We start from the raw sequence: 23801 nt of genomic DNA, 5'->3' as shown, positions 1-23801 counted from the left end.
AACCTCCCAATAGGGAGGTTCTATTTTTTAATCGAAATAACTGAAGGTTTCCCCGGCTTTGATATTGAGTACCGTTTCATAAATCAATCGAATGACATTTTCCACGTCGTCTTGATGCACCGTTTCGACGGTAGTATGCATGTAGCGCAGGGGTAGCGAAATCAATGCTGAGGCGACCCCGCCATTACTATATGCAAAAGCATCGGTATCGGTGCCCGTCGATCTAGAGGCAGCCATGCGCTGAAAAGGTATATTCTTAGCTTCGGCCGTTTCGATAATGCGCTCTCGAAGTTTGTTTTGAACCGCCGGAGCATATGAAATTACAGGGCCAGCCCCGATTTCAGTATGACCTTGTTTCTTTTTGTCGATCATCGGCGTGGTCGTATCATGACATACATCGGTAATGATAGCGACATTCGGTTTAATGGTCTGTGTAATCATTTCTGCGCCACGCAAACCTATCTCTTCTTGCACTGCATTGGTAATATATAATCCGAAAGGAAGCTTCTTTTTATTTTCATGAAGTAGACGAGCTACTTCCGCGATCATGAAGCCGCCGGCACGATTGTCGATTGCACGACACACGAATTTATCTTTGTTCAAAATTTTGAATTCATCAGGATACGTAATTACGCAACCCACATGTACCCCCATTTTTTCTACTTCGGCCTTGTCTTTTGCACCGATATCGATGCAGATATTATCAGGTTTGGGCGGTTCTTCTTTAGCCCGGTTTCTGGTATGAATGGCCGGCCAACCGAAAAGACCCTCTACAATCCCGTTCTTGGTGTGTATGTTCACCCATTTTGAAGGGGCGATTTGATGGTCGCTTCCTCCGTTGCGAATGACATAAAGCAAACCGTTATCGGAAATATAATTGACATACCAAGAAATTTCATCGGAATGCCCTTCAATAACCACTTTGTAGTCCGACTCCGGATTGATGACACCGACTGCGGAACCATAGGTGTCCGTAATAAAAGTATCAACATAGGGTCTGAGATAGTCCATCCAGATTTTTTGACCTTCCCATTCATAACCGGTGGGGGAGGCATTGTTAAGATATTTTTCGAAAAATGTTAAGGACTTTTTAGTGATGATTTTCTTCTTTGCCATGTATTATCGTTTGATAGCGAAGTTAAGAATATTCACTTTTAATTAATAATAAGGAGATTTATTTATCGTTAATTTTGGCAAGGCTTTTGTTTTATGAACCTGATGAAAAAAATCATTCCATTACTTTTTATAGCGCTGATCGGATTTGTCGGTTTTGCACAAATCGAGGACAAACCATTGGATTCGATTACCGAAAAAATGATTATGATAGAGGGTGATTCGGTTTTCAAATCCTCTATTGCCTTGGATGAAGTCTATCTTTTTGGAAAACTTAAATTTCCCGATTACAAGTCTAAGCTGCGTTACTATGTTTTGAGACGAAAGACTTTAAAGGTGTATCCCTATGCGAAGTTGGCCGCAGAACGTTTGGTTGAGCTAAACGATAGTATTGATAAGATTAAGCGGAAATCAAAACGCAAACGGTACACCAAAAAAGTGCAAAAATATATCGAGGAAGAGTTTTCCGAGGAATTGAAAAAATTGACCCGTACCGAGGGGCAGATTTTGGTCAAGCTCATTTACAGGCAAACAGGGTCGACTGCATTTGCGTTGGTGAAAGAACTTCGAAGTGGTTGGCGTGCTTTCTGGTACAGTACCACGGCTAAAATGTTCAAAATAAGTTTAAAGGAAGAGTTCAATCCGAGAATGGTTCATGAAGACTATTTGATCGAGGATATCCTACAGCGCGCTTTCGCCGCAAATCGTCTGGAGCGCCAAGCAACGGTCTTGGACTATGACTATGCAGCTTTGAACAATAAGTGGGGCAATGTTGACAAGAAACGGAAAAGATAATACCATGCTACCGATACTCAGGAAGCCTTTTTCTTGGTGTTAAAAAGCGCATCCATGAGCAGCTTTATGCTGTAGAAGCCGAAACCAATAGCTAGGATGGCCAATAGAAAGCCGAAGATCAAAACAGGCCAAAACCACTGATGTGTTTCATTTTTAAAGGCTTGGTATAGCACTACAGGTGCCGTGAACATCAATGCAACGGTATACGCAATGAATTTTAGTCCTTTTAGCAATAACTTTTTATCCGTGTGCATGTTAATGTCCCTTTTTGGCAATCGAGTATTCAGGTTTGTATGCGGGGTTCAATTTACATTTTCCTGAGTAAGATAGGCGGATATTCGCCCAAACCTATTCCTCCAAAATAATAGTACTTTCAAAAGTTTCGCAAACGGCAAAGTAACCTAAAGCGAAATTATCCGAGTTTTCGACATTGTCAAAGGAATCGATATTATCGATATCCGTGACATTGATGATGTTTCCACGCACTGTGGCCGCAGGGGTCTGAAAGGGGCCTTGATCCCCACCGGCCTGCACAATCAGCTGATTCATGTAATTGTAAAATGGCTCATCGACCCCTAAGAGCGCGATGTCAACCTTTCTACCAGCTCCATCTTCAATGAAATAGGAGAAGTTAAACGACTGTCCCTGATAAAATTCGTCTTCGGTAACCAAGTAATCGCCCCTTCCGAAATCGAATAGGTAAAAGTTATCAATAGCACCATCGTCTGAGAAAGAAATCTTGATTTCCTTATCATTTTCAGAGAATAGGCTGTTATCACCCTGTTCTATAGAGTCGATTCGTGCTGATGGGGCATAGCGCGTCAGCGCTAAATATCTTTGCCCTTCATGCTCAATGACCAATTGCAATTCACCTTCAGTGAAAAATGTCGTGTTCTTTGTACCTTCATAAACTCCAGGAGCTACTTCGGTCAAGGGAATTGATCGTTCATCTAAAGGGGAAGTCGGTACATAATCAGGATTAATTAAGAAGATTTGGTTTAAATCGGTCGGTTCTACTTCTACAAAAAATGAACTCGTGACCCCTGCCTTCACGGATATCGTAGTAGTAGGTTGGCTAGAATCGATTCTGACCAAAGCGTCAATGGTCAATCTTGGGGGGGAACTAGGGGTATCTACTTCAATGACATCTTCACAGGAAAATATCAGACCCGCAAGGAAACAAAAGAGAAGTTTTCTTAAATCATTCATGTGTATATCTTATTGAATGGTAATCGTCTTTTTAAATTCTTGTACTATGCCAAAATAGCCCAAAGGAAAATCATTTGGGCGTTCGGCATTGTCTACGATATTGATATTGTCTAAGCCAGTGATATCAAATACATTTCCTCGAACCGTCGATACCGGGGTTTGAAAAGGTCCTTGCGGTTGCTCGCTCTGCGTAATGAGTTCATCCATATAATTGTAAAAGGTTCTATCGGCTCCTAGAATACTGATGGTAACTTCTTGCCCCGAATTTAGATTCTTATCGTAGAAATAGGAGAATTGAAATTCCTGCCCATTGTAAAACGCATCTTCAGAGACCAGAAACTTATTAAAATCAAGATCGAAAATGTAAAAATTATCGATTGCCGAATCATCTTTAAACGTAATGACAACTTCGGTTTCCTCATCATCGAATAACGTATCTGAGCCCTGAACCACATCTAGTATCTCCGCAGCGGGCACATAGCGTGTCTGTGCAGCATATTTTCGACCCTTGTGCTCCAAAATCAAGGTGAACAGAACGTCATCTTCGCCCAATACCGTTGCGGTCTCAATACCAGGTTCTAAAACATAGACCCCTGAACCCGGATTTACTTCCATTAATGGGACCACGCCAGTTCCGAGCACTAACCCGTCTTTCCTTGTTGTTGTGAATATCATTGTTGCTTCCTCTAGGGTTGTGACCGCTATTTCTTCAAAAAAGTTGGTGGTTTCGCTAACTTTGACCGCTACGTCGAAGAATTGTTGCGTAGTATCGACCCGCATTAATGCATCAACGATCAACCGAGGTTTGGTAGTGGGAACCGCCACTTCAATGACATCTTCACAGGCAAGCACAATGCCTGAAAGGATGAGCAGAAAGAAGAACGGTCTTGACTTTATCATAATGTTAAGCGCTACTCGATGGTAAGCGTACGTTTAAATTCTTGGACAATGGCGAAGTATCCCAATGGAAAATCATTGGGACGTTCAGCATTATCGACGATATCAATATTATCGAGCCCCGTAATGTCAAATACATTACCGCGTACGGTGGTCACTGGTGTCTGAAATGGCCCTTGGGGTTCCTCACTTTGCGTAATGAGTTCATCCATATAGTTGTAAAAGGTACGGTCTGCCCCAAGTATACTCACGGTAATCTCTTGGCCCGCATCGATGTTTTTATCGTAGAAATACGAGAATTCAAATTCCTGTCCATTGTAAAACGTGTCTTCCGTTACAAGAAATTGGTCAAAATCAAAATCGAACACATAAAAATTATCGATATCCGGATCGTCTTCAAAGGCCACGATTACCTCCGTTTCGTCTTCACTGAAAAGAGTTTTATCGCCTTGTGCAAGGCTAATGATCGGTGAAGAAGGTGCATATCTTGTTTGCCCTGCATATTTTCGTCCTTTATGCTCAATAATCAGCGTGAAAAGTACATCCTCCTCTTGTAATAAAACACCTGTTCTAATTCGCTGTTCTGTACTGAAATTAGGATTGGGTACATAGACTCCTGAACCTTCGTCAAGATCAATAAGACTAGAAGTTCCAGTACTTAAAACCAGCCCATCGTCTCTAGTAGTCGAGTAAATGATGGTAATATTTTCAAGGGAAGTAACAGGTAATTCCTCAAAAAAATTATTGGTTTCGGTGACTTTGACTTTAACTCCGATAAATTCTTGAGTGATGTCTACCCGCATCAGTGCATCAATGATCAAGCGGGTTTCCCCCGTAGGCACTTCGACCTCGATAACATCTTGACAAGAGGTGACAAGAATGATAAATCCTAGTAGTATGAAATACAATAATCTCATTCCTAAAATTTAAAATTATAGGTGACGGCAGGCACAATACCGAAGATGGATGTGCGCACTGCTTCATTAACGCCGGTATCTTGATCACGTCTGAAGTTTATAGAGGCCGCATTTCTTCTGTTATAGACATTATAGACGCTAAAGACCCATTCGCCTTGTACCTTTCGGTTTTTGTTTTTGCGAGGAGTCATGGTAGCCGAGAGGTCGATTCTGTGATAATCGGGCAATCGTTCTTGATTTCGTAGTCCGTAATACGGTACTGCCAAGCCTTGAAATTCAAATTGACCTACAGGATAATTCGTAGGCTGGCCGGTCTGATAAACGAAGTTGGTATTGAAGCTCCATTTATCATTGAGTTCATAAGAACCGAATAACGAAATATCATGGGTTTTGTCATAAGGCGTATTGTACCATTCACCAAAATTGATACCCGTTTCTATATTTGAGCGGCCATTATCAACATTCGAAATGCGCCCCGGAGTCCGTTGTTCCGATTTGGAAAGCGTGTACGCCAACCAGCCTTGAAACTTCCCTTCATTTTTTCGAAGCAAGAGTTCGAGTCCATAAGCGCGTGCCTCACCATTCAATATTACGGTTTCAATGGCATCATTCGCAATAAGGTTCGCCCCATCGATATAGTCGATTCGGTTTTGTATGTCTTTATAAAAAACCTCGGTTTCAAGGGAATAGGCTCCCTGATTGAAGTTTTTGAAGAACCCTAAGGCGTATTGATCTAGCAACTGGGGTTCCACAAACGGTCCGCTAGGCGTCCAAACATCAAGTGGGGTCGGCGAGTTGGTATTGGACAACAAATGTAAATATTGGGCCAGTCTAGTATAACTAGCTTTCATCGAACTGTTATTGTTGAAGGTATAAGCCAAAGAGACCCTAGGTTCAAAATTACTGAAGGTCGCCAGACTACCTGATCGCCCGGGTTCACTGACCGCTATAGGATCTGCTTCTTGATAGACCAGTAAAAAGGGGTCGAAAACTACAGGATTATCATTTTCATAGATGTTCAATTCATCTTGGCCCAATCGTATAAAGTTGCTGAAGCGCAAACCGTACCCTAAGCTCAGGTTTTCCGTAATATCATGTTCAACATCAATGTAAGCGGCAAATTCGTTGGCGTACTTTTTTGTTAGGCGTTCCTCGACAATGCCCGATTCGGCATTACTGGGTTCGATTTCGCCCGGATTGAAACTATAGTAAATGTTATTTATGCCATAGTTGATCTGCAGTTTGTCACTTATATAGTGTTTTAGATCGTACTTGACGTTGAAGTTCTGAATCCCTGAATTCCAATTAAACCCTACAAAATCAAGTTTAAGTCCGTAGTAGTAGTCAGAATAAATTAAGGAAAGGTTGGAAAAGAGTTTATCGGAAAACAAGTGGTTCCATCTAAAATTACCTACTGAATTCCCGTAGGTATTTACAAAACTATCACTGATTCCGAAGACATCCCTACCGAAATAGCCCGATAAATAGATGCTATTCTTATCATTGATATTATAGTTTAATTTGGTATTTAAATCATAGAAATAGGCTGTATTGTCCTGGTCGAACAACGGAAGAAAGAGATGTGCGTAAGAACCTCTACCACCTACCAAGAACGCGGCTTTATCCTTAACAATGGGCCCTTCGACCAACAATCGGCTTGCCACCGCTCCGATACCCCCGTTGATCTTTAGTTGTTTACTATTCCCTTCTTTCTGAAAAATATCGAGAACAGACGAAACCCGACCTCCGTATCGCGCAGGTATACCACCTTTGTACAACTTGATATCTTTGATGGCATCTGGATTAAAAACCGAGAAAAAGCCGAAAAGGTGCGACGAATTAAAGATAATGGCCTCATCAAGTAAAATAAGGTTTTGATCAACCGCGCCACCACGGACATTGAAACCAGAAGCACCCTCGCCTGCGTTAGTAACGCCGGGTAGTAGCAGAATAGATTTGATAACATCGGCTTCACCTAGAATGACCGGAATCTTTTTGATGGTCTCCACGGACATGGTGTTGACGCTCATCTGCGGTTTACGGATATCCAAACGCTCTACATCTTCGGTGACGATAACCTCTTCTAACTGTTCGGCTGCCTCAACCATTTGTACATTCAACTTCAAATTGCGATCTAGTGTAATGGTTTGTGTGACATCCTTGAAACCCAAATAACTGATTTGAATGCGGTAATCACCTTCGGGCAGCGTAATCGAATAAAAACCGTATTCGTTGGTCACTACACCTGTTTTCAGTTCAGGAACGGCAATAGTAACGCCAATTAAGGTCTCATTACTAGAGGCTTCGGAAATGGTGCCGCTAAGGGTATATTTTTGTTGTGAAAAACCAAATACTGAGCAGAAAATCAGGCAGAGGAGGAACGTTTGGTTACGGTGGTTCATAAAAGCGATTTTTTATAAAAATAATGAGAAAAAAAAGGATTTATCGGCGGGTTAACATTTATTTAAACGAATGAGGCCCGTAAGCAATGTACGGGCCTGTTATAATCATTCTGATAGCAAAATTTATACCCCCGCTAAGATGTCGTTGAATATTGTACTGGGTCTCATAGCGGTGGCCGCCATTTTCGAATCGGGTAGATAATATCCGCCAATTTCTTGTGTAGCCCCCTGCGCATCACTAAGTTCTGCAATGATTTCCGTCTCATTGGCCTCCATTTTGGAAAAAATCTTTGCAAAGATACGTTGTAGTTCCACATCGGATTCTTGTTGGGCCAAAGCCTCTGCCCAATAAAGTGCCAAGTAGAAATGACTTCCTCGCGTATCCAATTCCTTTACCTTTCTGGAGGGAGATCGGTCGTTGTCAAGAAATTTTTCGGTTGCAGTATCAAGTGCATCCCCTAATACTTTGGCTTTACTATTGTTGTATTTTTCCCCATAGAACTCCAATGATACCCCTAAGGCCAAGAACTCACCTAGCGAGTCCCATCGGAGGTGGCCTTCTTCCAAGAATTGCTCAACGTGTTTTGGTGCGGATCCACCGGCACCTGTTTCAAAAAGACCACCACCGTTCATCAACGGAACAATGGATAGCATTTTAGCACTGGTACCCACTTCCAGAATTGGAAAAAGGTCGGTTAAATAGTCCCGTAAGACATTCCCCGAGACTGATATGGTATCCTTTCCTGCCTTAATCCGTTCCAAAGTAAACAACGTAGCTTCAATGGGAGACAGAATTCTAATGTCTAATCCCGATGTATCGTGATTAGGTAGGTATTCGTTTACTTTTTTGATCAATTCAGCATCGTGGGCACGATTTTTATCCAACCAGAACACCGCTGGGGTCTGAGAAGCTCTTGCTCTGGAAACGGCAAGTTTTATCCAGTCTTGAATGGGTGCATCTTTAACTTGGCACATGCGCCAAATGTCACCCGTTTCTACCTGATGCTCTAATAGCACCGCTCCAGAATTGGAATCGACAACGCGGACCGTTCCATTTGAGGGAATTTCAAAAGTTTTGTCATGTGAACCATATTCTTCCGCCTTTTGGGCCATAAGGCCAACATTGGGCACCGTACCCATGGTAGTGGGGTCGAAGGCTCCGTTGACTTTGCAAAAATCAATAGTTGCCGTATAGATACCGGCGTAACTACTATCGGGAATGACCGCTTTGGTGTCTTGTGCTTTTCCGTCGGCGTTCCACATTTGGCCTGAATTTCGAATCATGGCAGGCATAGAGGCATCGATAATGATGTCACTAGGTACATGAAGATTCGTGATACCCTTGTCAGAATTGACCATGGCCAAATCCGGACCGTCTTCCAGTGCCTTTCGGATATCCAGTTCCACTTCTTTCTTTTTGTCCTCAGGAAGTTCCTCCAATTTGTTGAAGAGACTCTCTAAACCGTTATTGGAGTTGATTCCGACCGCTTCGAACGTTTCGGCGTGCTTTTGAAATACTTCCGGAAAGTATGCTTCCATAGCGTGACCGAAGATAATAGGGTCCGAAACTTTCATCATGGTCGCTTTCATATGCAGGGAAAACAATATTCCTTTTTCTTTGGCATCAGCGATTTGCTCAAGTAAGAAAGCAACAAGGGCTTTTTTGTTCATCACTGTGGCATCGATAATCTCACCTTTCAACAAACCGACCTTTTCCTTTAATACCGTGTTAGAACCATCTGCCTTTTCTAGTTCGATCCGTACTTCCGTGGCGACTTCGATTGTTGTCGATCGTTCATTGGATTTAAAATCACCATGGGTCATGGTCGCAACATGGGTCTTTGAGTCTTCTCGCCAAGCGCCCATAGTGTGCGGGTTTTTCTTCGCATAGTTCTTGATGGCCCGTGGGGCACGTCGATCTGAATTTCCTTCACGGAGCACAGGATTTACGGCACTACCCTTGATTTTATCATAGCGTGATTTGAGTTCCTTTTCTTCGGCAGTGGAGGGTTCATCGGGATAAGAGGGGAGTGGGTATCCTTTTTGTTGCAGTTCTTCTATCGCTTCCTTTAGTTGAGGAATGGAAGCACTGATGTTCGGAAGTTTTATGATATTGGCGTCCGGATCTTTGGCCATGGCCCCTAGTTCTTCGAGGTCATTTGAAATACGTTGGTCTTCCTCAAGATATTCGGGAAATGTTGCTATGATCCTACCTGCAAGGGAAATATCCTTAGTTTCAATAGTAATTCCCGATGGTTTGGTAAAGGCTTTTACAATGGGTAAAAAGGATTGGGTTGCCAGGGCTGGCGCTTCATCTGTTTTCGTATATAAAATCTTCGGCATCTGAACTTTTGGTTTTATTTAAAGCGGTGCAAATATACGATTTTATACCTGTGAAAGGAGGCCGGGGATAGATTTCATTAGAGGCCGATTGAGAAACAATACGCCCTGAAATAACAAAACCCATATCACTGTACAAGTACATTGATATGGGTTTTTAGAAAAAGTTTACAAACTTTTTGTTTTGTTCTGCAACAAAACGGCAACCATTGATTGCATTTGCGTTACTTTTTCAACGTTTGAACCACGGTATAGCTCTTCATTATCAAACCAAGCAGCTATGGTGTGGTTCTTCTTATTGTCTTAATTTTATTTTCGAATCGCCACTGGCCGAAGCCAAATTGCAATCGAAGAATCCATCCACAGGAACGAATGAAAAGCGACAGCCTTTCTCTTTCCTACTCATTAATTCGTTCAGGTAATTGACACGTCAACTACCATACGCCTTAACTGAACAATAATATAAAGAACGTAAACTTTATAGGCGCAATCTAGAGTCTCCATCGGGATACCTCCTTCATAACGTTAGTCTAATATAGAAAATAATCAGGTACTTTAAAAGGTTTGTAACCAATTAATAATCAACCGGATATGAACAATTGAAGTTAACAATTGTTCATAAAAAAACCGTTGCTAGATGAAAATCTAGGAACGGTTTTTGATGCTGATTATTTGGAATTCCGTTATTTTCGGACTTCTTTGATTCTCGCCTTCTTACCGGTAAGTTCCCTAAAGTAGAAAATACGGGATCTTCGAACTTTACCTTTTTTATTGACTTCAATTTTCTGTAAGGCTGGCATGTTTATCGGAAATATTCGTTCTACTCCGATAGTTCCTGACATTTTTCGAATAGTAAAAGTTTCGGTTGCACCGCTTCCTCTTCTTTGTAAGACGACACCTTTGAAAAACTGTGTACGTGTTTTTTCACCTTCTTTAATTTCGTAGTATACGGTTATCGTATCACCTGATGAAAAACTCGGAAATTCTTTTTTAGAAACAAACTCGTTTTCTACGAAGTTTATCAATGAATCCATGTTGCATGATTTTGGATGATGTTTCGACCAACATTCACGATTTTCGTCAGAGGTTGATTTAACAGTGTGCAAAAATAGCCCATAAATTAATATCCACAAGATATTTAATGGAAATTTTTATATCGGAAAAGGAGGCGGTACCGCTATAAGAGGTCGGGTCTTAGTCTTTCCGTTCGCTTTTGCGCCTCTTCTTCCCGCCACTGCTCAATTTTAGGAAAATTACCGCTCAACAGCACTTCAGGCACCTTCATGCCCTTATATTCGGCTGGCCTCGTATATACTGGAGGTGCTAGAAGATTGTCTTGAAATGTGTCTGTCAACGCCGAGGTTTCGTTATTCAGAACCCCGGGAATCAGTCGTATGACCGCATCACATAGAATGGCCGCGCCCAACTCGCCACCAGAAAGTACGTAGTCACCCACGGAAATTTCCTTGGTAATATAGGCTTCCCTTACGCGGTGATCTACACCTTTATAGTGGCCGCATAGAATGATGATATTGTTCAACAGGGATATTCGGTTGGCCATTTTCTGATTCAGGGTCGCTCCATCGGGAGTCATGTAAATCACTTCATCATACGATCGTTGTTCCTTTAAAGCGTTAATACACCTATCAATGGGCTCTATCATGAGTACCATACCAGCCCCGCCCCCAAACTGATAATCGTCCACTTGGTTATAGCTTTTATCAGTATAATCACGGAGGTTATGAAAATGTACTTCTACCAATCCCTTTTCTATTGACCTCTTTAAAATAGATGCTTCAAAAGGGCTTTTTAAAAGCTCAGGAAGTACGGTAATGATATCGATGCGCATGTAAGGATGAATTCTTTAAGGTTCAATCGCACGACCAAAAGTAATGAAAACAAGCGGTATCTTTTGCCCAACCGAGCTTTTCATATAGTCTTTGTGCAGGATTATCAATAGCGGTTTCGAGCAATAGTCCTTTGTATTTGGACGCTCTACAACATTCCTTAGTCCTGTTCAAAAGTGCTGCTCCAATACCATGTCCTCTGACTTTCGATTGAACGAATAAATCGTTTAATATATATACGGGCTGTAGCGATACTGAGGAGTAGGAGGTATATAATTGGGTAAACCCCACAGGCTTTTCTTTGTGATAGGCCAAGAAGATAACTGATTCCCCATTTAGGAGTCTTTGTTCCAAGAAATGCCTTGCTGCGGCTATGTCGGAAACTTGTCCGTAAAAGATGCGATACTCATCGAGTAGGGGAGCGATTTGCGGAATATGTTCGCTAGTAGCCCTGATGATTTCGTACATAGTGAAACTAAAAAAAGCTCCGTGTGGAGCTTTTGGGTTTATTTTGCTTTTTTGTATTTGTTGATCTCGTCTTGCAGTTGCCTGCTGATTTTTTGTTCGCGTTCCAATGCCCTTCTTCTATGATCTTCATATTCTTCCTCTACTTCAGAAAGGGAAGTTTTCGCCTCTTGGGTGAGTATATTGCTTCTCCTGAACTTATATATGAAGAAGAGAAGTAACCCTAGTAGTCCGGCAATGATGGTCCATAATATCGTATTATAGGTACCTTTGGAAACCAAAATTCCTAAGAAGGACATACTATCCTTTTCTTCGGTGACACCCGCTAGATTTTTTGTGGTCTCATCAAGTTTTTCATTCAAGGAAGTGATGGTCGTTTCATGACCCGAAATGGTAGCCTTGAGCTCATTCTCTTTTTTTGCGTAGACCTCTAAGGTATCCAAGACATTTTGACGAAGCTTGTCAAGCGAAATAACTCGGACGACTTCATACCTTTTTCCTTCGGAACGATAATTACCCGATTTTTTATAAATGAAATCGAATTGATTCGTGATAGCCCCCTTGTCAAGGGATAACTCCTCTGATTCGTCTTGTGCATTGGCAAAATGTAGGTTCAATGCCAAGGCTGAAAGTACCAATAGTAGTATTCTAAAACCTTTCATATGTAAGTCTTGTCGTTAAAAATGATTTAGAGGGAACTAAAGTAATTCAATATTGTCAATTACGGAAAAAAAAACTTAGAACGTTGCATTTGTAATTGATGAAGCATCTCCGACATATGGCATTCGACATAGCTCCTCGTTCTGTTAATAATAGGTAAAGCGTCTCACCTTGGCAATATATTTAGCCAAACGAATGACCTGATGCGAATACCCATATTCATTATCATACCAAATATACAAAACTATATTCTTTCCGTTAGGGGATACAATGGTGGCCTTACTATCGTAAATAGATGGGGCAGAGGTGCCTACAATGTCAGAGGAGACCATTTCTTTACTTAGGGAATACTTGATCTGCTCGACCAAATCGCCCTCTAAGGCATACTTTTTCAAAATGGTATTCACACCGCTTAGCGAGGTCTTGTTCTTGATTTCTAGATTCAGAATCGCCAATGAACCGTTTGGAACAGGCACACGAATAGCATTGGAGGTCAGCTTGCCTTCTAGAATGGGTAAGGCTTTAGCGACGGCTACCCCGGCACCGGTTTCGGTAATGACCATATTCAAAGCGGCCGCTCTTCCCCGACGGTATTTGGAATGCATGTTATCTACAAGATTTTGATCATTAGTGTAGGCATGAATGGTTTCCAGATGTCCTTTTCGGATACCCAAAGAGTCTTCGATTACCTTCAAAATAGGGGTAATCGCGTTTGTAGTACAAGAAGCCGCCGAAAAAATCGCAGTATCGTCAGGATCATATGCGGTATGATTGACCCCGTGAACGATGTTGGGTACCTCTTTTCCAGGCGCGGTTAACAGTACTTTGGACGCTCCCTTTGATTTCAAATGACGCTCTAGTTCTACTTTTGTTCGAAATGCCCCTGAATTGTCGATAACAAGCGCATCGGAAATTCCGTATTGGGTATAATCCACGTTTTCGGGCGCATCGGTACTGATGACATGAACCGTAGTTCCATTGATGGTCAATGCGTTTTTTTTCTTGTCTACCTCCACCGTGCCCATAAATTTACCGTGTACGGAGTCGGTGCGGAGTAAGTTCGCTCTCTTTTCCAGTATTTCCATATTGGCCTCTCCCCGGGTGACGATGGCCCTAAGGCGCAGTTGATTTCCTTTGCCCGTCTTTGCCATTAATTCTCTTGCCAGTAAACGACCTATTCTCCCGAAACCATAAAGAACAACATCTCTGGGCGTAATTTCCATGGCATTATCAGCGTCCTTTAATTTTGAAATGACAAAGGCCTTGACATTGTTGAAATTGGCATCGTCTGAATGGTATTCGTAGGTGAGTTTGCCAATATCCAATTTAGAAGGGGGCAATTTGATATCGTTGATGGCCCTTAGGATTTCCACGGAGTCAAAAATGGAAATAGGCTTCTGGACGAATTCTCCAGCATATTCGTGTAAGTGGATGATGTCACCGACATTTTTATCGATAATCTGGTTCTTGAAAAGTACTACTTCAATGGCTTTGTCATACCAGAGATCACTGGTAATCTTAATAAACTCGGTGGTGGCCTTTCTTCTATCTGCCTGAAAAGCTAGCTCTTTTTCGTAAGATTTCATGGTACTCATTGGAATATATCGGTTGTTTTAGAGTGCAAAAATAACAGTTTCCAACGTTTTCGTTACAGAATTAAACAACAAAAAACGCCCCAAAATGGGGCGTTTAATTTGTATGGAGTGTTTTCTACTGAAAAATGAGACGTTCGCGTTCGCCGTCCTCGTCTAACATGGTAATGCTGGTTTTCCCATATCTTGATATTTTACCAAAAACAGTACGTGCCTCTTCGATGTCGTTGATTTCCTCATCGTCTACCGATAGTAATACCTTCCCGTAAAGCCCATAACCGCGATAGGTTTCAGGAACTCCCACGATTTTGACACCTTTTTTGGTTTTGAATTTCTTCTTGTCCTTATCGGTCAAGTTTTTGACTTCCAATCCCAAATGCGGTATGATGGTGGTCTGCCTTTTTTTCAGAACTACAGGTACGGTTATTTCTGCACCCTCTCTGATAAAAGTCACCTCCACCTTATCATCAGGTCGCTTTGTAGCAAGATAACCACTGAGGTCGGGAAACTTTTTGATTTTGATATTATCTACCCTTTTAATGATGTCCCCTTCCCTAAGATCGGCCTCTTCTGCGCCCATGCCTTCTTCAACTTTGGAAACATATACACCCTCTATTTCATCAAGGCCTTTTTCTATTGCCAATGGGGTCTTAGTATTTAAATATTGTATTCCTAAAAGCCCTTTCTGCACATTACCGTATTCCATGATATCCTCCACCACTTTTTTCGCAATATTGCTCGGTACGGCAAATGAGTAGCCCACATAACTTCCTGTCTGTGATGAAATGGCCGTATTGATTCCTACTAAATCTCCATTGGTATTTACCAAAGCACCACCGCTATTGCCCGGATTTACAGCGGCATCGGTTTGTATGAACGATTGGTTTCTCCCCAAATCACGAGCTTTGGCACTTACTATTCCTGCCGTAACCGTTGACGTTAAATTGAATGGATTGCCTACTGCAAGCACCCATTCCCCGATCTTGGTGTTATCGGAATCACCAAAAGCCAGATACGGTAGTTGGCCATCGACTTCAATTTTAATAAGCGCGATATCGGTATTGGGATCCCGGCCTACTATTTCTGCTTCATAACTTTTATTGTTGTTCAGGGTTACCTGAAGCTCATCGGCTTTCTCGATGACATGATTGTTGGTCACGATGTATCCGTCAGAAGAGATAATTACGCCCGAGCCCGTGCCCAATTGCGCCCGTTGACTGTCTCCGCCTGAACCATAGAAAAAATCAAAAATACTTGAGGATTGTCGGCCCTTGACCACACTTGTGACATTGACAACAGCGTTCACCGTGTTTTCGGCCGCAATGGTGAAATCGACATCATTCAAGCCCGAACCTCTAGGTGAGGTAGGGGTCATGCTCGTATCGAAGACTTTGGCCTCATCTTTACCGGCTACAACCGCATACTTCGTGTTTTCAAAAAAAAGCTTGTAAGCCCCAAGGGTAATGGCTCCTGCAAAAAGTGCCACTAACAATAAATTTCCAATCTGCTTCATATAAATTCCAATTTTAATTCTACTATTACAAACGTAAAATTATAGATTTTAACAGGTTTGCACATGAGTTTAACGTCTTTTTAACTGCTAAAAAACGGTTAAATATATCCTATCTTTGCGGTCAATGAAACTATCATTTTATAAATATCAAGGAACTGGCAATGACTTTGTCATCATCGATAACCGAGAACTTTTTTTTCCAAAAGCCAATACCGATTTGATAGCTGGGCTTTGTGACCGACGTTATGGGGTGGGTGCGGACGGACTCATTCTTCTAGAAAAACATGCCTATTCGGATTTCAAGATGGTATATTACAATGCCGACGGAAATGAAAGCACCATGTGCGGGAACGGAGGGCGCTGCTTAGTGGCTTTTGCGAAGTTTCTGGGAATTATTGAAGATAAGACGAGGTTCAATGCTATCGACGGGATGCACCACGCGACTATTGAACATGATGTTGTCAGTTTGCAAATGATCGATGTTGCCGAAATAAAGGTCAAGCCCAATTCGGTTTTTCTCGACACGGGATCTCCCCATCATGTTCAGTTGGTACAGGGGCTCAAAGACTTTTCCGTTCAAAAGGAAGGTGCAAAGTTGCGCTACGGAATCTATGGGGAAACTGGGAGTAATATCAATTTTGTGGAGCAACTGAATGACGACACATTTTCGGTCAGAACCTATGAAAGGGGTGTTGAAGATGAAACCTTGTCTTGTGGCACTGGGGTGACGGCCGTGGCCATCGCCATGCATAAAACCGGTATGACATCAAGTGAAAAAATTACGGTTGAGGCCGTAGGCGGTACTTTGGAAATCGAATTTAAAACCGATGATGTCTATTCCGACGTATATTTAAAAGGTCCGGCCAAGCAGGTTTTTAAAGGGGAATTCGACTATTGAACTTAAAGGGAAAACATATCTATCTCAGGGCAATTGAGCCCAAAGACCTGCAATTTCTGTATGAGTTGGAGAACAATCCCGATATTTGGGAGATTAGCGGCACTACCGCACCATACTCTAGACATGTTCTCGGTAAATATCTCGAAAACGCCCATCGCGATATTTACGAGATGAAACAAGTACGGTTATGTATGTGCACCCATGAACATGAGTTACTTGGACTCATCGACCTTTTTGACTTCGACCCTAAAAACCATAGGGCAGGGGTCGGCATTATTGTATTACAAGGTGAACATAGAAACAAGGGTATAGGCACGGAAGCAATCTCACTATTGTGCGAATACGCTTTTTCGACCTTACAGATGCGACAGTTGTATGCCAATATTCTTGAAGACAATACCGCGAGCATTCATTTGTTCGAGAAATTGGGCTTTCAATTGGTGGGGTCGAAAAAAGATTGGATTTTCGCTGATGGCGCCTATAAAAATGAATTGTTATACCAAAAGATCACAACCTGATGTACATTAAAAAAATTATTCTTTTCATTGTTTTGGCCGGACTTGTTGGTGGTGGATTGTTCGCGTACAAAGTTTATAACGCCATATTTACCCCAAATACCAGTTTCAATAATGAAGAAGCTTTCGTATATGTAGCCTCTGATGCAACTTTTGAGGATGTAAAGGGTTCCCTCGACCCGTTATTGACCGATATGGAAACATTTGAACAGATTGCGGAACGAAAAGGCTATTCAGCAAATGTGAAAGCCGGTAAGTATGCTATCAAAAAGGGAATGAACAATAATGAGATCATCAACACCCTTCGCAGCAGAAATCTACCCATTAAATTGGCTTTTAACAATCAGGAAAGAGTTCACGATCTAGCAGGGCGCATTGCAAGCCAAATCGAAGCGGACAGTCTTTCGCTTTTGCAAGCTTTTCAAGATGAAAAGTTCTTGAGCGATAACGGATTCAATGATGATACCAAATTATCGATGTACCTACCGAATAGCTATGAGTTTTTCTGGAACACCTCCGCAGCAGAATTCAGGGATAGAATGCTCAAGGAGTACAAGGCGTTCTGGAATGCATCTCGTTTGGAAAAAGCGAAGCGTCTAAATCTGAGTCCTAACGAAGTGAGTGCTCTGGCCTCGATAGTCCATAAAGAAACGGCCAAAGTGGATGAAAGACCTAAGGTGGCAGGGCTTTACCTAAACAGAGTGCGCAAGAGGATGTTTTTGCAGGCCGACCCAACGGTTATTTATGCCATTAAGAAAAGTACGGGCAATTACGATACGATAATTAAAAGGGTACTGTACAAAGATTTGGAGGTTGATTCCCCTTATAATACCTATAAATATATAGGCATACCCCCTGGCCCGATTACAATGCCCGATATTTCGGCCATTGATGGTGTTTTGAACGCCGAAAAGCATAATTACCTATATATGGTGGCCAACGTTCAGAATTTCGGGTATCACAAGTTTGCCGAGTCTTTGGCGCAACACAACCAGAATAAGGTGCAGTATATCCGTTGGATCAATGAACAAAATATAACCAGATAGTGCAGTCGTCTTGATTTTAGAACATCTTAACCAAAATCGGGCTATTTTAACAAAATCTTCAAATAGTAGCATAAATTCAGCCCTATCTTTGTCTCTTGTAAAATTTAAGCGAGCCCCAAATTAGCTGTAAGTCTTAAGAAAACGAATGTATGGAAAAGTGGATGCGTTATGCGGGTCCCCTGATCTTTACCTTTATTTTATTGAGTTTCGCATTCAAGCCTGCAGAGGTAAGAGTGCCCGAAGCTCTTAAAATGACAGAACCTACTGAAGTCTTATTCCCCCAGAATGAGGCTGAAAAACGGTCAACCGCCGTTTTTCCAACTGCTATTGTAGCGCCCCCTTTTTTAGGGAGCTCTTTTATTGGTTTCAGGGAGGCCTTGGCCTTCAAGGAATCACAAGGAAATTATTTTACCACCAATACCTTAGGGTATTTGGGTAAATACCAATTCGGTATCGGTACCTTGGAGCTTATGGGTGTCTATAATGCCAGTCATTTCTTAAATGATCCTGTTTTACAAGAGCGGGTCTTTCAAACCAATGTAGCCCGAAATAAATGGATTTTGCGTCGGGATATCAATCGATTTGTTGGAAAACGAATTGCTGGTGTTGAGATTACCGAATCTGGAATGTTGGCTGCCGCCCACTTGGCCGGAGCGGGAAATGTAAAGAAATACTTGCGTACCTATGGCGCGCACAACGTCGCCGATGAATACGGCACGGACATTGCAAATTATATGAAGAAGTTTTCCGGTTACGATGTATCACATGTAATGCCGAAAAGAAATCCGAAAGTATCAAGATAGTGTTCCCAAAGGGGAAATAATTATGAAAATGGCATAAACCCTGGCGCGAGAACCAGGGTTTATTTGTTTAGCCCTGTATGATAAAGATCGCCGGTCTTTTGTGCAGTTCGGGTACTTCTTTCTTCCAATCCGAAACCGTTTTGGTCGCAATGTATTCCGTGTTCAAGGTGATATCACAGGCGATACAGATTTGGGTACCTGGCGCTAGTGATTTTAGCATATCAGCCAGCAGTTTGTCGTTTCTATAAGGGGTTTCAATGCAAAGTTGTGACTGTTGCTGTTCTATAGAATGCCTTTCCATTTTTTTTATAGCCTTTCTCCGTTCGACCGAATCAATGGGCAAATATCCATTAAAGGCGAAGCTCTGCCCATTGAAGCCACTGGCCATCAGTGCGAGTACAATTGATGAGGGACCTACCAAAGGAACCACTCGTATTCTTTTTTCATGTGCCAACTTAACGACTTCAGATCCGGGGTCGGCAATAGCAGGGCAACCGGCTTCCGAAAGTATCCCCACATCAAAACCTTCTAGACAGGGTCGGAGAAAACCGGGTAGCGAAGCGGCTTCCGTATATTTATTCAATGTTTCGATATGAAGGTTGGGCTGTGACTTGCGAGGACTTATTTTTTTAATGAATCTACGAGCGGTCTTCTCATTTTCAACAATATAGTAATCGATGTCCTCAATCGCCCTTTTTATCGAGATCGGTAGTACTTCCAAAGGCTCGTTGTTGCCTAAGGTTGTGGGAATCAAAACTAACTTGCCTCTGGGTTTGTCCTCAGACATATCTTATGTTCTTATAGTGTCAAGTTGGTGACGATGGCTTCACAAGCTTGATCGATTAGATGGTATACCAGTTCAAAACCATCTTCGGAGTTATAATATGGGTCTGGCACCTCGGTCTCGATGGTATTGCCTTCGCTCAATAATAGTTTGACCTTAGCAGAATCCGATGGGTCTCGCGCTTTTTGAACTACATTGATGTAGTTGCTTTGATCCATGACGTATATCATATCGAACTGATCAAAGTCAGCTACCGTGAATTGCCGACACCTTTGAAAGCCGATATCGAGTCCGTATTTTCGGGCTACCGCAGTGCTTCTCGGGTCAGGAGGGTTGCCGACATGCCAGCTACCTGTACCTGCCGAATCTACCAAGACCTTATCTGGGTCTACTTTGCTTTGGAGAATACCTTCGGCCAATGGGGACCGGCAGATATTTCCCAAGCATACCATTAAAACCTTGATTTGCATGGAATGTTAAGAAAACTTTTTGGTCAAATCGTCAATATACTTTCGAAACTGTTTATCAGTTTCGGCAAGATTATCTACGGTCTTACAGGCATGTAATACCGTTGCATGATCTCGTTTTCCTATTTGTGAGCCAATACTGGCCAAAGAGGCCTTAGTGAATTTTTTGGCAAAGAACATCGCCAACTGCCTTGCTTGTACAATATGTCGTTTTCTCGTTTTTGATTGCAAGGTAGCGACGTCCATTTCAAAGTAATCGGAGACTACCTTTTGAATATAATCTATAGAGACTTCACGCTTGGTATTTTTCACGAATTTTTCAACGACACTCTGGGCCAGTTCGAGGGTGACCTCCTTTTTATTGAACGATGATTGGGCAATCAGTGAAATAATGGCTCCTTCGAGTTCACGAATATTGGTTTTGATATGCTTCGCAACATATTCGACAATGTCATTGGGCATTTCGACCCCATCGCGATACAGTTTGTTTTTTAGAATGGAAATTCGTGTCTCGTAATCAGGGTTCTGTAATTCGGCCGATAATCCCCACTTGAATCGTGATAAGAGACGCTGCTCGATATCCTGCATATCTACCGGTGCTTTATCAGATGTTAGAATAACCTGTTTCCCATTCTGATGCAAGTGATTGAAAATATGGAAAAAGACATCTTGTGTACCGGATTTTCCTGAAAGGAACTGTACATCGTCTATAATGAGTACATCGATCAGTTGATAGAAATGGATAAAATCGTTTCTTGTATTCTTTTTGACCGATTCGATATACTGTTGCGTGAATTTTTCGGCAGAGATATATAGTACGGTTCTTTCGGGATATTTGTCCTTTATTTCAACGCCAATAGCATGTGCCAAATGGGTTTTTCCTAAACCTACGCCTCCAAATACCAAAAGCGGGTTGAAGGAGGTACCTCCAGGCTTATTGGCCACGGCCATTCCTGCGGAGCGCGCTAACCGATTGGAATCGCCCTCCAAAAAATTATCAAAGTTGTAATTCGGGTTTAATTGCGACTCGATCTTTATATTTCGAATGCCCGGAATAACAAATGGATTGCGCAATTCTGGGTTTTTCGATTTGATGGGCACATCCATTTCTTGAGGTGTCATTCCTCCGCGGTTGGCACTTGGGATCTTTTCCGTGAAGGGTTCACGATTGCCATACGTATTTTCCATACGGATAATATAGACCAACTTGGCTTTTTCACCCAATTCCTTGGTCAAGGCTACCTTCAATAGTTTGACATAGTGTTCCTCGAGCCACTCGTAGAAAAATTTGCTGGGCACCTGGATGCTCAAGGCATTCTCCGATAGTTTTATCGGCTTGATAGGCTCGAACCATGTTTTGAATGCCTGCGGTTGGATATTATCTTTGATAAAGGCCAAACAATTTTTCCATACGGAACTAGCAGTAACACTCATCCTAAAATTTCTGTTATTCTTTCGGTTAGTTATTTTACACGTAGGTAGGAAATGTAGCTGGAGCGAGCCTTACTTCCTGAGTGGGACAAATATGTGAACAAATTATCTAAAAAAAAAATCAAACAGTCTTGAATTTCCCCTTTTTTTTTCCCATGTTCACCATCCATTTTTCGATCCTCTTTAAATGTATCGTTTTTACTTGATAAATCATGAACTTTAACGAAATTTCTTTTCGAGTTCGCTACAGCGAAACTGACCAGATGGGAGTCGTGTATCACGGCAACTACGCCCAGTATTTTGAAATGGGAAGAGTTGAGTGGCTCCGACAGCTCGGAACATCATATAAAGAGATGGAAAGCACTGGTATCATGCTTCCCGTGATTTCATTGCATGTTGATTTCAAGAAATCAGCGGTCTATGACGATCTGCTCACCGTACGAACCACCTTAAAAAAAATGCCCTCGGTACGCATTGAATTCGACTTCGAAATCAGAAATGAAATAGGTGATGTTTTGGTAACGGCGAACACTGTTTTGGTTTTTATGGATATGGCTAAAAAACGTCCGGTAAAATGCCCGGATTACCTCCTTGAAAAAATCGCTGAAGCCCAATGATCGACCTTGCTAGTCAGCGCTCTTTTTTATGTTGACATCATGCATCGCATCGAACAATTCCCTAATCGTTTCTTCCTCACTTTTTCGTACCGCGAAGGTTACCCAACATGACGTTTCCATATGTTGTGAAACAACCACTAGCTGCTGTTGCTTTATGAAGCGCATCACTTTGTTCAAGACGGCATATTCGAAACGTAGCTCATATTCGATTTTCTGTATTTTTTCGATGATTTTCGATTCGCTTAAGGCCATGTGTGCAGCCGTGCGATAGGCGGTGATTAGTCCGCCGACCCCCAGTTTCGTTCCTCCAAAAATTCGGACTATGGCCACCAATACGTTGGTCACCCCAAAAGATTGAACCTGTCCATAGATCGGCATGCCCGCTGAATTGTTCGGCTCACCGTCGTCATTCGCGCGATACGTTATGTTATCTACTCCAAGTTGCCATGCGTAGCATACATGACCGGCTGTATGGTGTTGTTTTTTGAGTGCCTCAATGATGGGTTTTACTTCCGTACGGTCTTGAATTGGGAAAGCATATCCAAAGAATTTACTCTTTTTATCCTTGAAGAGTATCTGCTTGGATGGACGTACTAGTGTTTTATAGGTATCGTTTGATTTATCCATTTGAACGGGCTACTAGAAGGATGCTTATCACAGCGAGTGCGATGCCAAACCAATTTTTAGGGCTCAGTTTTTCTTTAAAGAGCAAAATACCCAAGAGTGTTGAAAACATAACGATGGCTACATTGTTTATCGTAAAAATTGCCGCACTGCTCAGTGCTTTGTTCTGTAATGCACGCAATAGAAAATAGATAGAAAAATAATTCGGTACGCCTAAGGCGATTCCAGCAATACAGTTTTTTAGGTTGATTTTCAGTGGCTGCTTCAAACTTTTAATGGAGATGTAACCTAGGCCGATGACCGCAGCTGATGCAAAAATAGTAGCGGAAAAAATAGGCACTTCTTTCGGGGCAACGAACTCTTTTTGAAAATAGGCCAAACTAATGTCGATGAACCCCGAACCCAGAAATACCAAAAAGGGTAGTAAAAGAGCACTGAGCTTGAAAATGGCCGTTCTTTCCTTTACGGAAGCGAAGTAGACTGCCGCTAGGGCCATAAGAATACCCATGACCGTAATCGGCCCAAGTACTTCTTGATAGCTATAGACACCGAACAGTACCGGAAGTACCAAAGACATTTTGGTCGCCACGGAGGCTACCGAAACACCTAATCTTTGAGAAGTGGCTGCCATCAAATTAAACACGATTATAAATAGTAGGCCGAGGGCGAAGGATCCCCAAAACCAGGCTTTATTGGGAATTTGTACAACTTCTACAGAACCGCGATAGAGCAGAAGCCCCATGGTACAAGCGACTACATAGTTCGTTATAATCGCATAGAAGGTCTCGATTTTGTATACCGCGAAAAGCTTGAAAATCACAAAAATAAGGCTCGAACAAAGAACGCTTAGGACGAGGTCGAACATA

General features: G+C 42.1%; 24 protein-coding genes. 6 read left to right on the top strand and 18 right to left on the bottom strand.

What is annotated here, in order from left to right; genetic code table 11:
• Positions 1–27: 27 nt before the first annotated feature.
• Positions 28–1116 carry a M42 family metallopeptidase gene (locus ACKWCA_RS17990; protein ID WP_413979616.1) on the bottom strand — a complete coding sequence of 363 codons (1089 nt, stop codon included), beginning with the start codon at positions 1114–1116 and terminating at the stop codon, positions 28–30.
• A 102-nt stretch (positions 1117–1218) separates the two neighbouring features.
• Here ACKWCA_RS17990 and ACKWCA_RS17985 point away from each other — a divergent pair, with 102 nt between their 5' ends.
• Positions 1219–1908 carry a DUF4294 domain-containing protein gene (locus ACKWCA_RS17985; RefSeq protein WP_413979615.1) on the top strand — a complete coding sequence of 230 codons (690 nt, stop codon included), beginning with the start codon at positions 1219–1221 and terminating at the stop codon, positions 1906–1908.
• Positions 1909–1925: 17 nt separating this feature from the next.
• Here ACKWCA_RS17985 and ACKWCA_RS17980 read toward each other — a convergent pair whose 3' ends face one another.
• The 12 genes from ACKWCA_RS17980 to ACKWCA_RS17925 form a co-directional block, all read right to left on the bottom strand.
• Positions 1926–2162 (bottom strand): DUF6095 family protein, encoded by a 237-nt coding sequence (locus tag ACKWCA_RS17980; RefSeq protein ID WP_413979614.1) that lies wholly within the window; start codon positions 2160–2162, stop codon positions 1926–1928.
• Between the two features lie 94 nt (positions 2163–2256).
• Positions 2257–3117, bottom strand: a complete 861-nt coding sequence (locus ACKWCA_RS17975) for a DUF4249 family protein (RefSeq protein ID WP_413979613.1) — start codon at positions 3115–3117, stop codon at positions 2257–2259.
• 9 nt (positions 3118–3126) lie between these two features.
• Positions 3127–4017, bottom strand: coding sequence for a DUF4249 family protein (locus ACKWCA_RS17970; protein ID WP_413979612.1), 891 nt, complete (start codon positions 4015–4017; stop codon positions 3127–3129).
• An 11-nt stretch (positions 4018–4028) separates the two neighbouring features.
• The gene (locus ACKWCA_RS17965; protein WP_413979611.1) at positions 4029–4931 is read right to left on the bottom strand and encodes a DUF4249 family protein; all 903 of its coding nucleotides are present in this window, start codon (positions 4929–4931) and stop codon (positions 4029–4031) included.
• A 2-nt stretch (positions 4932–4933) separates the two neighbouring features.
• Positions 4934–7333, bottom strand: a complete 2400-nt coding sequence (locus ACKWCA_RS17960; RefSeq protein WP_413979610.1) for a TonB-dependent receptor — start codon at positions 7331–7333, stop codon at positions 4934–4936.
• A 123-nt stretch (positions 7334–7456) separates the two neighbouring features.
• The gene (locus tag ACKWCA_RS17955; protein ID WP_413979609.1) at positions 7457–9676 is read right to left on the bottom strand and encodes an NADP-dependent isocitrate dehydrogenase; all 2220 of its coding nucleotides are present in this window, start codon (positions 9674–9676) and stop codon (positions 7457–7459) included.
• Between the two features lie 680 nt (positions 9677–10356).
• Positions 10357–10707 carry a 50S ribosomal protein L19 gene (gene rplS, locus ACKWCA_RS17950; RefSeq protein WP_413979608.1) on the bottom strand — a complete coding sequence of 117 codons (351 nt, stop codon included), beginning with the start codon at positions 10705–10707 and terminating at the stop codon, positions 10357–10359.
• A 143-nt stretch (positions 10708–10850) separates the two neighbouring features.
• Positions 10851–11522 carry a tRNA (guanosine(37)-N1)-methyltransferase TrmD gene (trmD, locus tag ACKWCA_RS17945; protein ID WP_413979607.1) on the bottom strand — a complete coding sequence of 224 codons (672 nt, stop codon included), beginning with the start codon at positions 11520–11522 and terminating at the stop codon, positions 10851–10853.
• A gap of 22 nt (positions 11523–11544) precedes the next feature.
• On the bottom strand, positions 11545–11988 hold the full coding sequence (locus ACKWCA_RS17940) for a GNAT family N-acetyltransferase (RefSeq protein WP_413979606.1): 444 nt from the start codon (positions 11986–11988) through the stop codon (positions 11545–11547).
• Between the two features lie 38 nt (positions 11989–12026).
• Entirely contained in the window at positions 12027–12647 is a 621-nt protein-coding gene (locus ACKWCA_RS17935; RefSeq protein ID WP_413979605.1) for a tRNA (guanine-N1)-methyltransferase, read from the bottom strand.
• 144 nt (positions 12648–12791) lie between these two features.
• The gene (locus ACKWCA_RS17930) at positions 12792–14240 is read right to left on the bottom strand and encodes a glyceraldehyde-3-phosphate dehydrogenase (RefSeq protein ID WP_413979604.1); all 1449 of its coding nucleotides are present in this window, start codon (positions 14238–14240) and stop codon (positions 12792–12794) included.
• A gap of 115 nt (positions 14241–14355) precedes the next feature.
• On the bottom strand, positions 14356–15750 hold the full coding sequence (locus ACKWCA_RS17925) for a S1C family serine protease (protein ID WP_413979603.1): 1395 nt from the start codon (positions 15748–15750) through the stop codon (positions 14356–14358).
• A 124-nt stretch (positions 15751–15874) separates the two neighbouring features.
• Here ACKWCA_RS17925 and dapF point away from each other — a divergent pair, with 124 nt between their 5' ends.
• The 4 genes from dapF (at position 15875) to ACKWCA_RS17905 (ending at position 19012) form a co-directional block, all read left to right on the top strand.
• Complete coding sequence (gene dapF / locus ACKWCA_RS17920; protein WP_413979602.1) at positions 15875–16648, top strand: diaminopimelate epimerase; 774 nt, start codon at positions 15875–15877, stop codon at positions 16646–16648.
• The gene (locus ACKWCA_RS17915) at positions 16645–17166 is read left to right on the top strand and encodes a GNAT family N-acetyltransferase (protein WP_413979601.1); all 522 of its coding nucleotides are present in this window, start codon (positions 16645–16647) and stop codon (positions 17164–17166) included. The genes dapF and ACKWCA_RS17915 overlap by 4 nt, the downstream gene beginning before the upstream one ends.
• On the top strand, positions 17166–18209 hold the full coding sequence (gene mltG, locus ACKWCA_RS17910) for an endolytic transglycosylase MltG (RefSeq protein WP_413979600.1): 1044 nt from the start codon (positions 17166–17168) through the stop codon (positions 18207–18209). Before ACKWCA_RS17915 ends, mltG begins: the two co-directional genes overlap by 1 nt.
• 149 nt (positions 18210–18358) lie before the next feature.
• Positions 18359–19012: a hypothetical protein gene (locus tag ACKWCA_RS17905; RefSeq protein WP_413979599.1), complete on the top strand. Its 654-nt coding sequence runs from the start codon at positions 18359–18361 to the stop codon at positions 19010–19012.
• Between the two features lie 67 nt (positions 19013–19079).
• On the opposite strand, the gene ACKWCA_RS17900 is transcribed toward ACKWCA_RS17905, so the two are convergent.
• Genes ACKWCA_RS17900 through dnaA form a run of 3 tightly spaced genes read right to left on the bottom strand, consistent with a single transcriptional unit; the run spans position 19080 to position 21697 of the window.
• Complete coding sequence (locus tag ACKWCA_RS17900) at positions 19080–19799, bottom strand: SAM-dependent methyltransferase (protein ID WP_413979598.1); 720 nt, start codon at positions 19797–19799, stop codon at positions 19080–19082.
• 11 nt (positions 19800–19810) lie between these two features.
• Positions 19811–20266 (bottom strand): low molecular weight protein-tyrosine-phosphatase, encoded by a 456-nt coding sequence (locus ACKWCA_RS17895; protein WP_413979597.1) that lies wholly within the window; start codon positions 20264–20266, stop codon positions 19811–19813.
• Positions 20267–20272: 6 nt separating this feature from the next.
• Positions 20273–21697, bottom strand: a complete 1425-nt coding sequence (gene dnaA / locus ACKWCA_RS17890; protein ID WP_413979596.1) for a chromosomal replication initiator protein DnaA — start codon at positions 21695–21697, stop codon at positions 20273–20275.
• Between the two features lie 209 nt (positions 21698–21906).
• Here dnaA and ACKWCA_RS17885 point away from each other — a divergent pair, with 209 nt between their 5' ends.
• The gene (locus tag ACKWCA_RS17885) at positions 21907–22311 is read left to right on the top strand and encodes an acyl-CoA thioesterase (RefSeq protein WP_413979595.1); all 405 of its coding nucleotides are present in this window, start codon (positions 21907–21909) and stop codon (positions 22309–22311) included.
• 9 nt (positions 22312–22320) lie between these two features.
• Here the strand turns inward: ACKWCA_RS17885 and ACKWCA_RS17880 are convergent, their stop codons facing one another.
• Together ACKWCA_RS17880 and ACKWCA_RS17875 are read right to left on the bottom strand one after the other, a co-directional pair.
• Positions 22321–22938 carry an IMPACT family protein gene (locus ACKWCA_RS17880; RefSeq protein ID WP_413979594.1) on the bottom strand — a complete coding sequence of 206 codons (618 nt, stop codon included), beginning with the start codon at positions 22936–22938 and terminating at the stop codon, positions 22321–22323.
• The gene (locus tag ACKWCA_RS17875) at positions 22931–23800 is read right to left on the bottom strand and encodes an EamA family transporter (protein ID WP_413979593.1); all 870 of its coding nucleotides are present in this window, start codon (positions 23798–23800) and stop codon (positions 22931–22933) included. The genes ACKWCA_RS17880 and ACKWCA_RS17875 overlap by 8 nt, the downstream gene beginning before the upstream one ends.
• Position 23801: the final 1 nt, after the last annotated feature.

This window comes from Maribacter corallii (assembly GCF_047345415.1).
Taxonomy (GTDB): domain Bacteria; phylum Bacteroidota; class Bacteroidia; order Flavobacteriales; family Flavobacteriaceae; genus Maribacter_C.
This window is presented reverse-complemented; position numbering and strand designations above follow the sequence as displayed.